The organism is Mycobacterium sp. 663a-19, assembly GCF_035616495.1.
In the GTDB taxonomy this organism is placed as follows: domain Bacteria; phylum Actinomycetota; class Actinomycetes; order Mycobacteriales; family Mycobacteriaceae; genus Mycobacterium.
Window position 1 is genome coordinate 1 of sequence record NZ_JAPJAV010000002.1, and the last position, 15,838, is coordinate 15,838.

At 69.0% G+C, this 15,838-nt stretch carries 10 protein-coding genes; 6 read left to right on the forward strand and 4 right to left on the reverse strand.

What is annotated here, in order from left to right:
- Positions 1–2,390 (reverse strand): AMP-binding protein (locus OQ968_RS04340; protein ID WP_324675106.1); only part of this gene is annotated, 2,390 nt, incomplete at its 3' end.
- Between the two features lie 986 nt (positions 2,391–3,376).
- Between OQ968_RS04340 and OQ968_RS04345 the strand changes: the two genes are divergently transcribed.
- Entirely contained in the window at positions 3,377–5,212 is a 1,836-nt protein-coding gene (locus tag OQ968_RS04345; RefSeq protein ID WP_324675108.1) for an acyl-CoA dehydrogenase, read from the forward strand.
- A gap of 279 nt (positions 5,213–5,491) precedes the next feature.
- Here the strand turns inward: OQ968_RS04345 and OQ968_RS04350 are convergent, their stop codons facing one another.
- Entirely contained in the window at positions 5,492–6,793 is a 1,302-nt protein-coding gene (locus tag OQ968_RS04350; RefSeq protein ID WP_324675110.1) for an acetyl-CoA C-acetyltransferase, read from the reverse strand.
- 147 nt (positions 6,794–6,940) lie between these two features.
- On the opposite strand from OQ968_RS04350, the gene OQ968_RS04355 reads away from it, so the two are divergent.
- Complete coding sequence (locus OQ968_RS04355) at positions 6,941–8,305, forward strand: 3-oxoacyl-ACP reductase (RefSeq protein WP_324675112.1); 1,365 nt, start codon at positions 6,941–6,943, stop codon at positions 8,303–8,305.
- A gap of 16 nt (positions 8,306–8,321) precedes the next feature.
- Entirely contained in the window at positions 8,322–9,167 is an 846-nt protein-coding gene (locus OQ968_RS04360) for a MaoC/PaaZ C-terminal domain-containing protein (RefSeq protein ID WP_324675114.1), read from the forward strand.
- Here OQ968_RS04360 and OQ968_RS04365 read toward each other — a convergent pair.
- Both OQ968_RS04365 and OQ968_RS04370 read right to left on the reverse strand, forming a co-directional pair.
- Entirely contained in the window at positions 9,164–9,826 is a 663-nt protein-coding gene (locus tag OQ968_RS04365; RefSeq protein ID WP_324675116.1) for a TetR/AcrR family transcriptional regulator, read from the reverse strand. The two genes, OQ968_RS04360 and OQ968_RS04365, sit on opposite strands and share 4 nt — an antisense overlap.
- Before the next feature lie 50 nt (positions 9,827–9,876).
- The gene (locus OQ968_RS04370) at positions 9,877–11,022 is read right to left on the reverse strand and encodes a glycoside hydrolase family 3 N-terminal domain-containing protein (protein WP_324675118.1); all 1,146 of its coding nucleotides are present in this window, start codon (positions 11,020–11,022) and stop codon (positions 9,877–9,879) included.
- A 110-nt stretch (positions 11,023–11,132) separates the two neighbouring features.
- Between OQ968_RS04370 and OQ968_RS04375 the strand changes: the two genes are divergently transcribed.
- The 3 genes from OQ968_RS04375 to OQ968_RS04385 all read left to right on the forward strand — a co-directional run bounded on the left by OQ968_RS04375 (position 11,133) and on the right by OQ968_RS04385 (position 15,838).
- Entirely contained in the window at positions 11,133–11,330 is a 198-nt protein-coding gene (locus OQ968_RS04375; protein ID WP_324675119.1) for a DUF2613 family protein, read from the forward strand.
- 82 nt (positions 11,331–11,412) lie between these two features.
- Positions 11,413–11,586, forward strand: coding sequence for a DUF2613 domain-containing protein (locus tag OQ968_RS04380; RefSeq protein ID WP_065443914.1), 174 nt, complete (start codon positions 11,413–11,415; stop codon positions 11,584–11,586).
- A 64-nt stretch (positions 11,587–11,650) separates the two neighbouring features.
- A complete protein-coding gene (locus OQ968_RS04385; protein WP_324675912.1) occupies positions 11,651–15,838 on the forward strand; it encodes an alpha-(1->3)-arabinofuranosyltransferase in 4,188 nt (1,395 codons plus the stop codon).

Sequence of the window (15,838 nt, forward strand, 5' to 3'; positions counted from 1 at the left end):
CCCACACCAGCGCCGGCCACATACAACTCCCCCACCACCCCCACCGGCACCGCACGCAACCACCCATCCAGCACAAACAACGCCGCCCCCAACACCGGCGACCCAATCGGCGCCGCCCCCGAACCCGGCGCAAGCGGGTAGCCGATCGTGACGTCCACCGTCGTCTCGGTCGGGCCATACTCATTGACCAGCGTGGCCACCGCGGCATAGCGATCCACCAGCTCTGCGGTGCACACCTCCCCCCCGGTAATCAACGTCAACCCGCACAGCTGCTCAGCCGGCAACGCCGCCAACATGCTCGGGGTGAACTTGGCATGCGAAACCCGCTGGCGCGCCATCAAATCGGTCAACTCCCGACCCGGCACCGCCTGCTCCTCGGTGGGAATCACAGCCGCCGCCCCCGTCAACAACGCCCACCACAAATTCCCAACCGACATATCAAAAATCAACGGCGCAAACTGCAACACCCGACTATCCGGGGTAATCGCCAACCGCTCGGCATGACTGGCCACCAAATCAGCGATCCCCACATGAGAAACCGCCACCCCCTTAGGCACACCGGTGGTGCCCGAGGTGTAAATCAGATACGCAACGTTGTCCGCAGCCACCGCCGGCGGCGCGCTATCCGGGCAGGTGTCGATCACCGGGTCCTCAACCTCAATGACCGCCACATCATGCCCAGCCAGCCGCGACCGCAGCCCCGCGGTGGTGATCACCGCGACCGGGGCGGCATCGGCCACCACGAACCCGATCAAGGCATCCGGGTGATCCGGGGCCATCGGCACATAGGCCGCCCCGGTCTTAAGCACCCCCAACATCGCGATAACCGCCTCGGCGCAGCGCTCAAACAACAACGCCACCACATCACCAGGACCCACACCCCGGCCAATCAGCAACTGCGCCAACCGATTAGACGCCCGCTCCACCTCCCCGTAAGTCCACGAACCCCCACCACACACCAACGCCACCGCATCCGGGCTACGCCCCACCTGCGCGGCCCACAGCACCGGGATCGACACCGCCGCCGGCCCCGGCGCACCCAACACCGCCCGATGACCGATCTCATCCAGGCGCGCATGCTCACCGGCGTCGAGCACATCAATCGACGACAACGCCCGCATGGGGTCCGCGGTCATCGCCACCAACACCCGCTCCAACCGCGCCACCAAATTGGAGACGTCGAAATTCGCAAATGGCTGTCCGGCACCTGCCGTGTTGAGAAAAAGTTGGTCACCGGCTCCAAGGAAGAACAGCCCAAAATGACTGACGAGGCCATGATCCGTATACATCGCTGTTGCTGGAACACCAGCGAGGTCCAGGGTAAGTACCGACGGTATGAAATTAACGGTTACCCGCTTTGTCGCTCTGCTTAAATCGCGATGGCCACCTTCGCCCTCGAGGACACGCACGGGAAATCGCTGATGTTGCAGCAGTTCTCGTATTCGTGCGTCAACGTGCCGGCAGAAATCGGCGATGCTGCACCCCGGCGACACCTTCAACACCAGCGGCACAACTCCCACAAGCATCGCGGGAAGCGTCTTTGACTCCGGACGCACTCGCCTGGCGACCGTGAAGTCCAGTGCCACCTCGGACCCGACACCGCAGAACCCCCGCACCAGAAGTGCGCAAGCCGCGGTGATGACCGAATATCTGCGGATGCGCAGCACTTTGGACAACTCTTTGGTTCGCGCGACGACGAATTGGGCCACTTCAACCGGCGCAGCAGCCAACGAATCACGGTCACCCACGGCTTCGGACAACCGATAATCCGGTCCGCTTTCCAGGGGAAGATTCTGAGTCCAATAGGCCCGATCTTGCAGATAATCATTAGAGGCTTCGTACTCTGATTCGCCACGGACCAGATCCTGCAGCGAGCCGAAGAAAGAAGGAGATATGGAATCGCCAGAAACAATTGCAGAGTAAATAGTTGCGGCCCGGCGGCCTACCAGTGCAATTCCCAATCCGTCGATAGCTATGTGGTGGTAGCAGTTAAACCAGTAATATTCTTCGTTCCCCGTCCGGAATAATGCAAACCTGAACAATGGCCCCGTTAGCGGCATCGGTGTGCGTTGGATCGATGACGCAATCTCACGGGCTTCCCGCACCGGATCTCCCGAGCCACTCAGGTCATAAAAGGCAAGATCAACATCCGAGTAATCAACCGCTCTTTGGAAAACCCTGCCATCGGCCTCAAAGAAACCGGCCCTCCATGGTTCGGCCTCTTGTACGGCTTGGCCGATCGCCCGTTGAAGCAAATCTCGGTCTACCGGGCCATCGATCTTCAGCAGTATGCCAAGCTGCAGGTCCGTACCGGCACGACCCGATTCCTGCGCGAGCCACATGTCCAACTGCCCGCGAGTCAGGGGAAGTGCCCGCTCGTCGTGCTCCACTCGACCCTCCAACCCACGCTGCGCAGACTTTTTGCATCGCGTAATCCCGGCCCCGCCAGGCCACTCGCTCAGATTCTTCGGCCGTACCTCAGGCCAGTTGTGTGCGGTGTATTCCAGACGCGCAGCGCGGTTTGCCTCGCCCTATACGAGCTGGCAGCCAGCCGGAACATCTGCGAAGGCCGGCGCCGGGCTGTGTAGCTTGTCGTCGCTGACCTAGACGGAAAAGCTGCCATTGTCGTCATCGAATGGATTGATGCACACCCAGATCTCCAGACCGTAGGGCCGATATGAGTGCGACACACCATACGGGACGTCATTCAAGATCAGTCGGGGTTTCGACAAAGTTCTGAATGGCTCAATCGGCGCTGCGACATGTACCGACCGCGCCGACCACTAGGGTGCGCGTTGCCTTCGCCGATGGCCAACGTTCTTGGCCATTGGCGGCGCGAAATCCCGTTAGCTGCAACCATTCCGGGAACCGACGCCCGCTTGGCCACTTAAATGTAGCTCTAGGCGACTGTTGATGTAATGCAGAAAGTCCAAAGCGAAAAATGGCCGGTGGCTCGAATCGGTCTACGCCCCACTCGCACGGCATAACAGCACCGCGAAGCCGAACTCGGCGGGCGATATTCCCGTCCCCCGGGAGATTGTTACTCGACCTTCGCTCGATGGCGCTACAAAGGCGAGAACGCCGGTTAGAGCCTGGCCCGCCTCTCGCAGGGGCGCGCGGAGCTGGCCGCAACTGTGTCCCCAAGCCCGCCACGGGCTGCATCGTGAGGGACCCCACAGCGCTCATCCACCCACCATAACCGCAGGTAGACGGGCCGCCGCAAGCTGCCCAACCGGTTGGTTACTTAGGCAGTGGAATTTAGCTCACATTCGGTTGCGTTGAAGTTACTGATCGGTATAGGTTGACGGTGTTACTGGTGGGTAACTTAGCCCGAGTACCCAACCGCACGTGGCAATTCTCAACGAGGAGGAGAGTAGTGAGCCACTACAAGAGCAACGTCCGCGACCAGGTGTTCAACCTGTTCGAGGTGTTGGGCGTTGACAAGGCGTTAGGCCAGGGCGAGTACGGCGACATCGACGCCGACACCGCTCAGGAAATGCTCAACGAGATCGCCCGCCTGGCCGAGGGGCCCGTCGCGGAATCGTTCGTCGAGGGGGACCGCAACCCGCCGGTCTTCGACCCGGAGACGCACTCGGTGACCCTGCCGGAGGCTTTCAAAAAGTCAGTCCGTGCCGTCCAGGAAGCCGATTGGGACAAGGCCGGCATCGACGAGGCCCTCGGCGGCATGCCGATGCCCAAGGCGCTGATGTGGGCGCTGCACGAGCACATCCTGGGCGCCAACCCGGCGGTCTGGATGTACGGCGGCGGCGCCGGCTTCGCCAACATCCTCTACCACCTGGGCACCGAGGAGCAGAAGAAGTGGGCGGTGCTCGCGGCCGAGCGCGGCTGGGGCTCGACCATGGTGCTCACCGAGCCGGACGCCGGTTCCGACGTGGGCGCCGGGCGGACCAAGGCCATCCAGCAAGAGGACGGCTCCTGGCACATCGAGGGCGTCAAGCGCTTCATCACCTCGGGTGACTCCGGCGACCTGTTCGAGAACATCTTCCACCTGGTGCTGGCCCGCCCGGAGGGCGCCGGCCCCGGCACCAAGGGGCTCTCGCTGTTCTTCGTGCCCAAGTTCCTGTTCGACTTCGAGACCGGTGAGATCGGCGAGCGCAACGGCGTTTTCGTCACCAACGTCGAGCACAAGATGGGCCTGAAGGTCTCGGCGACCTGTGAGCTGTCGCTCGGCCAGCACGACGTGCCCGCCAAGGGCTGGCTGGTCGGCGAGGTGCACAACGGCATCGCGCAGATGTTCGAGGTCATCGAGCAGGCCCGGATGATGGTCGGCACCAAGGCCATCGCCACGCTGTCGACCGGTTACCTGAACGCGCTCGAGTACGCCAAGTCGCGCGTCCAGGGCGCCGACCTGACCCAGATGACCGACAAGACCGCGCCGCGGGTGACCATCACGCATCACCCCGACGTCCGCCGGTCGCTGATGACCCAGAAGGCCTACGCCGAGGGTCTGCGTGCGCTGTACCTGTACACGTCGACGTTCCAGGACGCGGCGGTCGCGGAGGCGCTGCACGGCATCGACGCGGACTTGGCCGTCAAGGTCAACGACCTGCTGCTGCCGGTCGTCAAGGGTGTGGGCTCCGAGCAGGCCTACGCGAAGCTGACCGAGAGCCTGCAGACGTTCGGCGGGTCCGGCTTCCTGCAGGACTACCCGATCGAGCAGTACATCCGCGACGCCAAGATCGACTCGCTCTACGAGGGCACCACCGCCATCCAGGCGCAGGACTTCTTCTTCCGCAAGATCGTCCGCGACAAGGGTGTGGCGCTGGGCCACGTGTCGACCGAGATCCAGAAGTTCGTCGACAGCGAGTCCGGCAACGGCCGGCTGAAGACCGAGCGCGAACTGCTGGGCAAGGCGCTCGCCGAGGTCCAGGCCATGGCGGCCACCCTGACCGGCTACCTGATGGCCGCCCAGGAGGACGTCACCAGCCTCTACAAGGTGGGCCTGGGTTCGGTGCGGTTCCTGATGAGCGTCGGCGACCTGATCATCGGCTGGTTGCTGCAGCGCCAGGCCGCGGTGGCAGTGGCGGCGCTCGACGCCGGTGCCGACGGTGCCGACCGATCCTTCTACGAGGGCAAGATGGCGGTGTCGTCGTTCTTCGCGAAGAACTTCCTGCCGCTGTTGGCCAGCACCCGCGAGGTGATCGAGACGCTGGACAACGACATCATGGAGCTCGACGAGGCCGCGTTCTGACGAGCCTCAGCGAAAGCCCCGCTTCCCGATGGAGGCGGGGTTTTTCGTTTTGGCGGCCCGACGGAAAAGCCGACGGAAAGAGCCGACGAGAAAGGCCGCCGCTGGATCCCCTCACTCCAGCGGCGGCCCGACTATGGGATACCCCGCGTCGCAGTCGGGGTCGGGGGGTCAGACCACAACACGGGGTTATCCGGCACTTCGGATACCCAATGGACGGCGTTACTAACCGGCCGCCGCGAAAATCGATGCTCGTCGCGGCGTGGCGCGGGTCGGGCCTGGTCAGGCCTCCAGGATCGCGGCCACGCCCTGGCCGCCGGCGGCGCAGATGGAGATCAACGCCCGGACGGACCCGCCACCGGCCGCCTTCTTCTCGGCGAGCTGCTTGGCCGTCTGGGCCAGAATCCGCCCGCCGGTGGCCGCGAACGGGTGACCGGCCGCCAACGACGAGCCGTTGACGTTGAGCTTGGAGCGATCGATCGACCCGAGGGCGGCGTCGAGGCCCAGCCGCTCCTTGCAGTACTCCTCGGACTCCCACGCGCGCAGGTGCGTCAGCACCACCGACGCGAACGCCTCGTGGATCTCGTAGAAATCGAAGTCCTGCAGGCTCAGCCCGTTGCGGGCCAGCAGCCGGGGCACCGCGTACGTGGGCGCCATCAGCAGGCCGTCACGCCCGTTGACGTAGTCCACCGCGGCGGTCTCGGCGTCCACCAGATAGGCCAGCGGGGCCAGCGAATGCTCGTCGGCCCACTGCTCGCTGGCCAGCAGGGCCACCGAGGCGCCGTCGGTCAGCGGGGTCGAGTTGCCCGCCGTCATCGTCGCGTCGCCGGCCTTCACCCCGAAGACCGGGCGCAGCGTGGCCAGCTTCTCCACGTTGGCGTCGGGCCGCAGGTTGTCGTCGCGGTACAGCCCCAGGAACGGCGTGACCAGGTCGTCGAAGAAGCCACGGTCGTAGGCGGCGGCCATGTTGCGGTGGCTGGCGACGGCCAGCTCGTCCTGGTCGACGCGCTTGATCCCCATCTGCTTGGCGGTGATGGCGGCGTGCTCGCCCATCGACAGCCCGGTGCGGGGCTCGCTGTTGGCGGGGATCTCGACGCCAAGGGTGGCCGGCAGCGTGCCCACCAGCTTCAGCCGCTGCACGTTGGACTTGGCGCGGCGCAACTTCAGCAGGGTGCGACGCAGGTTGTCGCCCAGGCCGATCGGCGGGTCGGAGGTGGTGTCCACGCCACCCGCGGCGGCGACGTCGTATCGGCCGGCCGCGATGCCGTCGGCCGCCGCGATCGCCGCCTGCAGGCCGGTGCCGCAGGCTTGCTGGATGTCGAACGCTGGGGTGTACGACGACAGCTCGGAACCCAGCACGCATTCGCGCGTGAGGTTGAAGTCGCGGCTGTGCTTGAGCACCGCGCCGCCGACCACCACGCCCAGCCGCTGGCCGGCCAGCCCGAACCGGTCCACCAGCCCACCGAGGGCGGCGGTGAACATGTCCTGGTTGGACGCCTCGGCGTAGGCGCCGTCGGACCTCGCGAACGGGATGCGATTGCCGCCCAGCACGGCGACTCGCCTGGATTCAGTTGCAGGGGCCACGTTTATCTCCGGTTATCAGTTTGGGATCGGCCGTCGAGGGCCATACTACCCACTGTTCTGACACTCCTTACTCTGCAGTAAGTTCGTCCTCGATACGGTTGGCCTATACGGCACGTTCGACCGAGAAAGAAAGTGGAAGGCAGCTCAGTGGCTCCCAATCGTTCGTCCGATCTGTTCTCGCAGATCGTCAATTCCGGCGCCGGGTCGTTTGTGGCGAAGCAACTCGGCGTCCCGCGACCCGAGACCCTGCGCCGCTACCGGGCGGGTGATCCGCCGCTGGCCGGATCCCTGCTGATCGGGGGTGAGGGCAGGGTGGTCGAGCCGCTGCGCGCGGCGCTGGAAAAGGACTACGACCTGGTCGGCAACAACCTGGGCGGCCGCTGGGCCGATCAGTTCGGCGGCCTGGTTTTCGACGCCACCGGCATCACCGCGCCCGCCGGCCTGAAGGCGCTGCACGACTTCTTCACGCCGCTGCTGCGCAACCTGGGCCGCTGCGCGCGCGTCGTGGTCGTCGGCACCACGCCCGACCTGGCGGGCAGCACCGACGAGCGGATCGCGCAGCGCGCGCTGGAGGGCTTCACCCGGTCGCTGGGCAAGGAGGTGCGCAACGGCGCCACCGTGCAGCTGGTGTACCTGTCGCCGGACGCCAAGCCGGCCGCGACGGGCCTGGAGTCCACGATGCGGTTCATCCTGTCGGCCAAGTCGGCCTACGTCGACGGGCAGGTCTTCTACATCGGGGCGGCCGACTCCACGCCGCCGGCCGACTGGGACCGGCCGCTGGACGGCAAGGTCGCGATCGTCACCGGCGCGGCCCGCGGGATCGGCGCGACGATCGCCGAGGTGTTCGCCCGCGACGGCGCCCGCGTGATCGGGATCGACGTGGAGTCCGCCGCCGAGGCCCTGGCCGAAACCGCCAGCCGGGTCGGGGGCACCCCGCTGTGGCTCGACGTCACCGCCGACGACGCCGTCGACACCATCACCGAGCACCTGCGCGACCACTACGCGGGTCACGCCGACATCCTGGTCAACAACGCCGGCATCACCCGCGACAAGCTGCTGGCCAACATGGACGATGCCCGGTGGGACGCCGTCCTGGCCGTCAATCTTCTTGCCCCGCAACGGCTTACCGAAGGGCTGATCGGCAACGGCAGCATCGGCGAAGGGGGTCGGGTGGTCGGCCTGTCGTCGATGGCCGGCATCGCGGGCAACCGCGGCCAGACGAACTACGCCACCACGAAGGCCGGGATGATCGGGCTCACCCAGGCGCTGGCGCCGGGGCTCTACGACAAGGGCATCACGATCAACGCCGTCGCACCGGGATTCATCGAAACCCAGATGACCGCCGCCATCCCGCTGGCCACCCGCGAGGTGGGCCGCCGGATGAACTCGCTGCTGCAGGGCGGGCAGCCCGTGGACGTCGCCGAGACCATCGCCTACTTCGCCAGCCCGGCGTCAAACGCGGTGACCGGCAACGTGATTCGGGTGTGCGGCCAGGCGATGCTGGGCGCATGAGTTCGAGGAGAATGCGATGAACCAGCCAAGCGGCCTGCGAAACATGCTGCGCGCCGCGGCCGGGGCGTTACCGTTGGTGCCCCGCTCCGACCAGCTGCCCAGCCGCACGGTGACCGTCGAGGAACTACCGATCGACCAGACCAACGTGGCCGAGTACGCCGGGGTCACCGGCCTGCGCTACGGAAACAACGTGCCGCTGACCTACCCGTTCACGCTGAGCTTCCCCGCCGTGATGTCGCTGGTGACCGGGTTCGACTTTCCCTTCGCCGCAATGGGTTCGGTGCACACCGAGAACCAGATCACGCAGTACCGGCCGATCGCGGTCACCGATACCGTCGGTGTGCGGGTGCATGCCGAAAACCTGCGCGAGCACCGCAAGGGCCTGCTGGTGGACCTGGTGACCGACGTCAGCGTCGGCAACGAGACCGCGTGGCAGCAGGTGACGACCTTCCTGCATCAGCAGCGCACCAGCCTGTCCGACGAGCCCAAGCCGCCGCCGCAGAAGCAGCCCAAGCTGCCGCCGCCCAGCACGGTGCTGCGGATCACCCCCGCGCAGATCCGCCGCTACGCCGCCGTCGGCGGGGATCACAACCCGATCCACACCAACCCGATCGCCGCCAGGCTGTTCGGATTCCCGACGGTGATCGCGCACGGGATGTTCACCGCCGCAGCGGTATTGGCCAACATCGAGGCCACGTCCCCCGACGCGGTCACGTATACGGTGCGGTTCGGCAAGCCGGTGCTGCTGCCCGCCACCACCGGGCTGTACATCGACAAGGGCGACGACGGCGGCTGGGATCTGTCGTTGCGCAACATCGCCAAGGGATACCCGCACCTGACCGGAACGGTCCGCGCGCTCTAGCCGGCGTGCTTCGGGCTGCGGCGAATGGGCGCGCGGTCCCCGCCCGCCTCGGCCGCGGCCTCGCGGTCCTCGGGAGCTCCGCGCAGGCCGTGCCAGAACAGGTCGATCATCAGCTCGGTCGCCTCGTCGACGTCGATGTCGCCGGTGGACAGCCGGGTGGCCATCGCCTCGCCCGCGCCCACCAGCGCCACCGCCATCATCTGGTAGTCGGCGTCGGCCCGCGGGACGCGACTGCCGGCGCGCACCAGCCCGGCCACCAGCTCGATGATCTGCTCGCGCCCCTCGCGCACGGTGTGCGCGAACGCCTGCGAACTGATGGCCTGGGTGTACATCACGATCCACGATGCCCGGTTGGCGTCGATGTAGCGTAGGAACGACCCGATCGTGTTGCGCAGCAAGTCCCTTGGGTTCTGGGTGAAGTCGATGTCGGCGCGCACCGCGTCGATGAACCGGCTCAGCTCGCGGTTCAGGCACGCGCCGAACAGGTCCTCCTTGGAGCCGTAGTACAGGTAGAGCATCGGCTTGGAGATCTGCGCCTCGGCGGCGATGGCGTCCATCGACGTCTCGTGGTAGCCGTTGACCGAGAACATCTGCACGGCGGCGTCGAGCATCTGCTGTTCGCGCACGGCACGCGGTAAACGCTTGGTACCACCCGCCATAACCTCGCCTCTCTAGCTATCTGACTCCAGAGTAACGACGCGACGGCGGGTCAGTGTCCACACGCCCGATTGGCCCCCTTCATCGTCGCCACCCGGACCACCGACTGGTCCACCGCTGTCATCGCCAATTCGTTTGCGGCAACGGCCTTTTCGAGCCGATCCAGGACGGCGGGCACCTCGTCGGTGGTGACCCACAGCGCGATGTCGGTGCCGGCCTGCAGGCTGCGCAGCACTGCCTCGGACACGCCGAACCGGTCGGAGATTGCGGCCATGCTGGACAGGTCGTCGCTGAACACCGGGCCGTTGAAGGGCGGCGCCCCGTAGCCGATGCCGTCGCGCAGCAACTGCACCGCCGCGCGGCTCAGGCTGGCCGGCTGGTCGCCGGTCAGGCCGGGAACCTGCAGGTGGCCCACCATCACCGCGACCGGGCTCGCGGCCACCAGCGTGCGGTACGGCACCAGGTCCACGCTTTGCAGCTCGCTCAGCGGCGGCGTGACGACCCCACCAGTGTGCGAGTCACCCGAGCCGTGCCCGTGGCCGGGGAAATGCTTGAGCACCGGCAGCAGCCCGGCCTCCCGCAGGCCCCGCGCGTAGGCGTCTGCGTAAGCGGTGACCTGCGCCGGATCGTTGCCGAACGAACGGTTGCCGATCACGGCGTCGTCGGGCTCGTCGCTGACGTCGACGTCGGGAGCGAAGTCGACGGTGATCCCCAGGTCGTGCATCTTCTTGCCGCGCTGCAGCGCCAGGTCGTGGACCTGGGCCACGGTCTGGGTCTGGGCCAGCTCCCGGGCCGACGGCGCCGGCCCGATCAGCGACTTCAGCCTCGAGACCCGGCCGCCCTCCTCGTCGACGCTGACCGCCAGCGGCAGCGGTCCGGCCTTGCCCGCGATGTCGGCCAACGGGCCCTTGAAGATCGACAGGTCGGTCCAGCTGCCGATGAAGATCCCGCCGACGTGATAGCCGTTGACGACGGCCCGGGCGTCGTCGGCGTTCTTGACGCCCACCATCAGCAGCTGCGCCAGCTTGTCGCGGATCGACAGCGCCTTCGGCATGCTGGTCGGGTCGCCGCATGCCGGCGGCGCCGGGGCGGCCGTCGGCTTGCTGACCGTCGACGAGGGATGCCGTGCGGTGTCGTGGCCGCAGGCCGCCAGCACCGATGCGACGGCCAGCACGGCCAGGATCCGGGGGAAAGCCATCGGGACATGTTGTCACGACGGGCGTTTCGTCCCGCCCTCCAGGGGGCATCGACGGTACCGTGCCGATCGGGGGCCGGTGAGGCCGTTTGCCTGGCAGGGAGGAGCCGGCGATGACCGGGTTCGCGCTGGCCGCCGCGGCCAGCATCGCGGCGGGCCTGTCGATCGGTGCCGTCGCTACGGTCGGCGTCACGCTCGCGGTGCAGGATCACCGAGCGGCACCGGCGCCGGTGGTGTCGACCCCGCTCCGGCCATACCCGGTGCAGTACGGCGACCGCTGCTGGCACGGGCATTGCCTGCGGTGGCCCTGAGCGCGGCCCGGGCCGGGAGCGCCCTTCTGCTAGGTTGACGTTGGGTTGTCTGCCGTCACGACCGCGAATCAAGGAGCCATCGATGAACCGGATCATCGCGCCCGCCGCCGCGAGCGTCGTGGTTGGTCTGTTGCTGGGCGCGGCCGCGATCTTCGGGATCACGCTGATGGTGCAACAGGACACGAAGCCGCCACTCCCCGGGGGCGATCCGCAGTCGTCAGTGCTCAACCGGGTCGAGTACGGCAACCGTAGCTAACGCGGCGGCGGGGTCGGCGCGCGCGGAGCTCGCGGATCCCGCGTCGGGCTCGCCGGCCGCGCCGCTGTCGCGCCGGTGGTTGCCGCTGGTGGCCGCGATCGCCCTGGCGCTGACGTTCGCCCAGTCACCCGGGCAGGTGTCGCCCGACACCAAACTCGACCTCACCGCCAACCCGCTGCGCTTCCTGGCCCGGGCGACCAACCTGTGGAACAGCGACCTGCCGTTCGGCCAGGCGCAGAACCAGGCCTACGGCTATCTCTTTCCGCACGGCACCTTCTTTTTGCTCGGGCATTTTCTGGGGCTGCCCGGTTGGGTGACCCAGCGCCTGTGGTGGGCGCTGCTGCTGACGGTCGGCTTTTGGGGGCTGTTGCGGGTCGCCGAGGCGCTGGGCATCGGCAGCCCGACGTCGCGCGTCATCGGCGCGGTGGCGTTCGCGCTGTCGCCGCGGGTGCTGACCACGCTCGGCTCGATCTCGTCGGAAACCCTGCCGATGATGCTGGCGCCGTGGGTGTTGCTGCCCACCATCCTGGCACTGCGGGGATCCTCTGGCAGGTCGGTGCGGGCGCTGGCCGGTCAGGCGGGGCTGGCCGTCGCGCTGATGGGTGCGGTCAACGCGATCGCGACGCTGGCCGGCTGCCTCCCCGCACTGATCTGGTGGGCCTGCCACCGGCCGAACCGGTTGTGGTGGCGCTACACGGCATGGTGGCTTTTGGCCCTGTCCCTGGCGACGCTGTGGTGGGTCGTGGCGCTGGGCTCGCTGCGCAGCGTCAGCCCGCCGTTCCTGGACTTCATCGAATCCTCCGGCGTGACGACGCAATGGTCCTCGCTGGTGGAGATGCTGCGCGGCACCGAGAGCTGGACCCCGTTCGTGGCGCCGACCGCCACCGCGGGCGCGCCGCTGGTGACCGGGTCGGCGGCCATCCTGGGCACCTGTTTGGTCGCGGCGGCCGGGCTGGCGGGGCTGGCCGGCCGCGCGATGCCGGCGCGGGGACGGCTGGTGACGATGCTGTTGGTGGGCGTGGCGCTGATGGCCGTCGGCTACAGCGGCGGGCTGGGCTCGCCGCTGGCCCACCAGGTGCAGGCGTTCCTGGACGCCGCCGGGGCGCCGCTGCGCAACGTGCACAAGCTGGACTCGGTGATCCGGATCCCGATCGCACTGGGCATCGCGCAGCTGCTGGGCCGGGTGCCGCTGCCCGGTTGGGTGCCTGTGTCGGTGTGGCTGCCCGCGTTCGCCCACCCCGAGCGCGACAAGCGGGTCGCCGCGACGGTGGTGATCCTGACCGCGCTGACGGTCAGCACCTCGCTGGCGTGGACCGGTCGGCTGGCCCCGCCCGGCACGTTCGGCGCGATACCCCGGTACTGGCACGAGGCCGCCGACTGGCTCGGCCGGCACAACACGGGGCGGGTGCTGGTGGTCCCCGGGGCGCCGTTCGCCACCCAGCTGTGGGGCACCAGCCACGACGAGCCGCTGCAGGTGCTCGGCGCCGGCCCGTGGGGGGTGCGCGACTCCATCCCGTTGACCCCGCCGCAGACCATTCGGGCGCTGGATTCGGTGCAGCGCCTGATCGCAGCCGGGCGCCCGTCGGCGGGCCTGGCCGATACCCTTGCCCGCCAAGGCATTTCGTATGTGGTGCTGCGCAACGACCTGGACCCCGACACGTCGCGCTCGGCGCGCCCAATCCTGGTGCACCGCGCGATCGACGGGTCGCCGCGACTGGGGAAGGTGGCCCAGTTCGGCGCGCCGGTGGGGCCCGGCGCGGTGGCCGGCTTCGTCGCCGACAGCGGGCTGCGGCCGCGCTACCCGGCGGTGGAGATCTACCGCGTCGATGTTGCCGGCGAGCCCGGCGCGCCCTACTTCGCCGACGCCGATCGGCTGGCCCGGGTCGACGGCGGCCCCGAGGTGCTGCTGCGCCTCGACGAGCGGCGGCGGCTGCTGGGCCAGCCCCCGCTGGGTCCGGCGCTGTTGACCGCCGACGCCCGCGGCGCGGGCCTGGCGGCGCCCGCCGTCACCGTCACCGACACCCCGGTGGCCCGCGAGACCGACTACGGCCGGGTGGACCAGCACTCGTCGGCGATCCGGGCGGCCGGCGACGCGCGGCACACCTTCAACCGCGTCCCCGACTACCCGGCGCCGGGCGCCGACACCGTCTTCGGCGGCTGGACGGGCGGGCGGATCACCGTGTCCAGCTCGTCGTCGGATTCCACCGCGATGCCCGACGTCGCGCCGGCCACCTCCCCCGCCGCCGCGATCGACGGCGACTCGGCGACCGCGTGGGTGTCCAACGCCCTGCAGGCGGCCGTCGGCCAGTGGTTGCAGGTGGATTTCGACCACCCGGTGACCAACGCCGCCATCACCCTCACACCCAGCGCCACCGCCGTCGGCGCCCAGATCCGCCGCATCCTGATAGAGACGGCCAACGGCAGCACCACGCTGCGGTTCGACGAGCCCGGCAAGCCCCTGGCCGCGGCCCTGCCGTACGGAGAAACCCCGTGGGTGCGGATCACCGCCGCCGGCACCGACGACGGGTCGGCCGGCGTCCAGTTCGGCATCACCGACCTGGCGATCACGCAGTACGACGCGTCGGGGTTCGCACACCCGGTCAGCCTGCGGCATACCGCGCTGGTGCCCGGTCCGCCGCCGGGCTCGGCGGTCGCGGGCTGGGACCTGGGCTCGGAACTGCTCGGCAGGCCGGGCTGCGCGCCGGCACCCGACGGCGGCACGCGCTGCGCACCGTCGATGGCGCTGGCGCCCGAGGAGCCGGTGAACTTCAGCCGCACCCTGACCGTTCCGGCCCCGGTGTCGGTGACCCCGACGCTGTGGGTGCGGTCGCGGCAGGGCCCGAAGCTGGCCGACCTGATCGCCGAGCCGAATACCACGCGGGCCCAAGGGGATTCGGACGGGGTGGACGTCCTCGGCTCGGCGTACGCGGCGACCGACGGCGACCCGACCACCGCGTGGACCGCGCCGCAGCGGGTGGTGCAGCACAAGTCCCCGCCGACGCTGACGCTGGCCCTGCCGCGGCCCACCGAGGTCGCCGGGCTGCGCCTGGATCCCGGCCGGTCGGCGCTGCCCGCGCACCCGACGGTGGTCGCCGTCAACCTGGGCGACGGCCCGCAGGTCCGGAAACTGACGGCGGGCGAGCCGCAGACCCTGTCGCTGAAGCCCCGGGTCACCGACACCGTCACCGTCAGCCTGCTGGACTGGGAGGACGTCATCGACCGCAACGCGCTGGGCTTCGACCAGCTCAAGCCGCCGGGGCTCGCCGAGGTCGCGGCGCTCGGCGCCGACGGCCGCCCGATCGCGCCCGCCGACGCCGCCCGCAACCGGTCCCGCGAGGTCACCGTCGGCTGTGAGCGCGGCCCGGTCATCGCGGTCGCGGGCCGGTTCGTGCACACCGCGATCCACACCACGGTGGGCGCGCTGCTGGATGGCGAACCGGTCGAGGCGCGCCCCTGCGACCGCGACCCGATCGCGCTGCCCGCGGGGCAGCAGGAGCTGCTGATCAGCCCCGGCGCCCAGTTCGTCGTGGACGGCGCCCAGCTGACGACGCCGGGTGCCGCCGAATTGCCCGGCGGCGCCGCGCGGATTCCGGCCGCCACCGGGGCGTGGGGTCCCGACCGGCGCGAGGTGCGGGCCCCCGCGTCGGCCACGCCACGGGTGCTGGTCATTCCGGAGAGCATCAACCCCGGCTGGGTGGCGCGCACCGGCAACGGGACCCGGTTGACGCCGGTCGCCGTCAACGGGTGGCAGCAGGGCTGGGTGGTCCCGGCGGGCGACCCCGGCACCATCACGCTGACCTTCGCCACCAACTCGCTGTACCGGGCGGGGCTGGCGGTGGGGCTGGCGCTGCTGCCGCTGCTGGCCCTGCTCGCGCTGTGGCGCACCCGGCGCGAGCCCCCGGACGACCCGCCCGCGGCGCCCTGGACGCCCGGGCCGTGGGCCGGGGTCGCGGTGCTGGCGGTGGGGGCGGTGATCGCCGGGGTGGCCGGGTTCGCCGTGGCCGGCGCGGCCCTCGCTTTGCGGTACGCGCTGCGCGGCCGACCGCGGTGGCGGGAACCGGTCACCGTCGCGCTGAGCGCCGGCGGGCTGATCCTGGCCGGGGCCGAGCTGTCCCGGCATCCCTGGCGCTCGGTCGACGGTTACGCCGGTCATTCCGCGAATGTTCAACTGCTGGCGCTGATTTCGCTTGGCGTGCTGGCGGCCTCGGTCGTGGTCATGCCCGAGCGGGCGCGCCCGCGCCACGACGAATGA

Bases quoted from the DNA above. Each gene is read 5' to 3' on its own strand.
- OQ968_RS04360 (WP_324675114.1), top strand. From the start codon at position 8,322: ATGAACCAGCCAAGCGGCCTGCGAAACATGCTGCGCGCCGCGGCCGGG.
- OQ968_RS04365 (WP_324675116.1), bottom strand. From the start codon at position 9,826: ATGGCGGGTGGTACCAAGCGTTTACCGCGTGCCGTGCGCGAACAGCAG.
- OQ968_RS04370 (WP_324675118.1), bottom strand. From the start codon at position 11,022: ATGGCTTTCCCCCGGATCCTGGCCGTGCTGGCCGTCGCATCGGTGCTG.
- OQ968_RS04375 (WP_324675119.1), top strand. From the start codon at position 11,133: ATGACCGGGTTCGCGCTGGCCGCCGCGGCCAGCATCGCGGCGGGCCTG.
- OQ968_RS04380 (WP_065443914.1), top strand. From the start codon at position 11,413: ATGAACCGGATCATCGCGCCCGCCGCCGCGAGCGTCGTGGTTGGTCTG.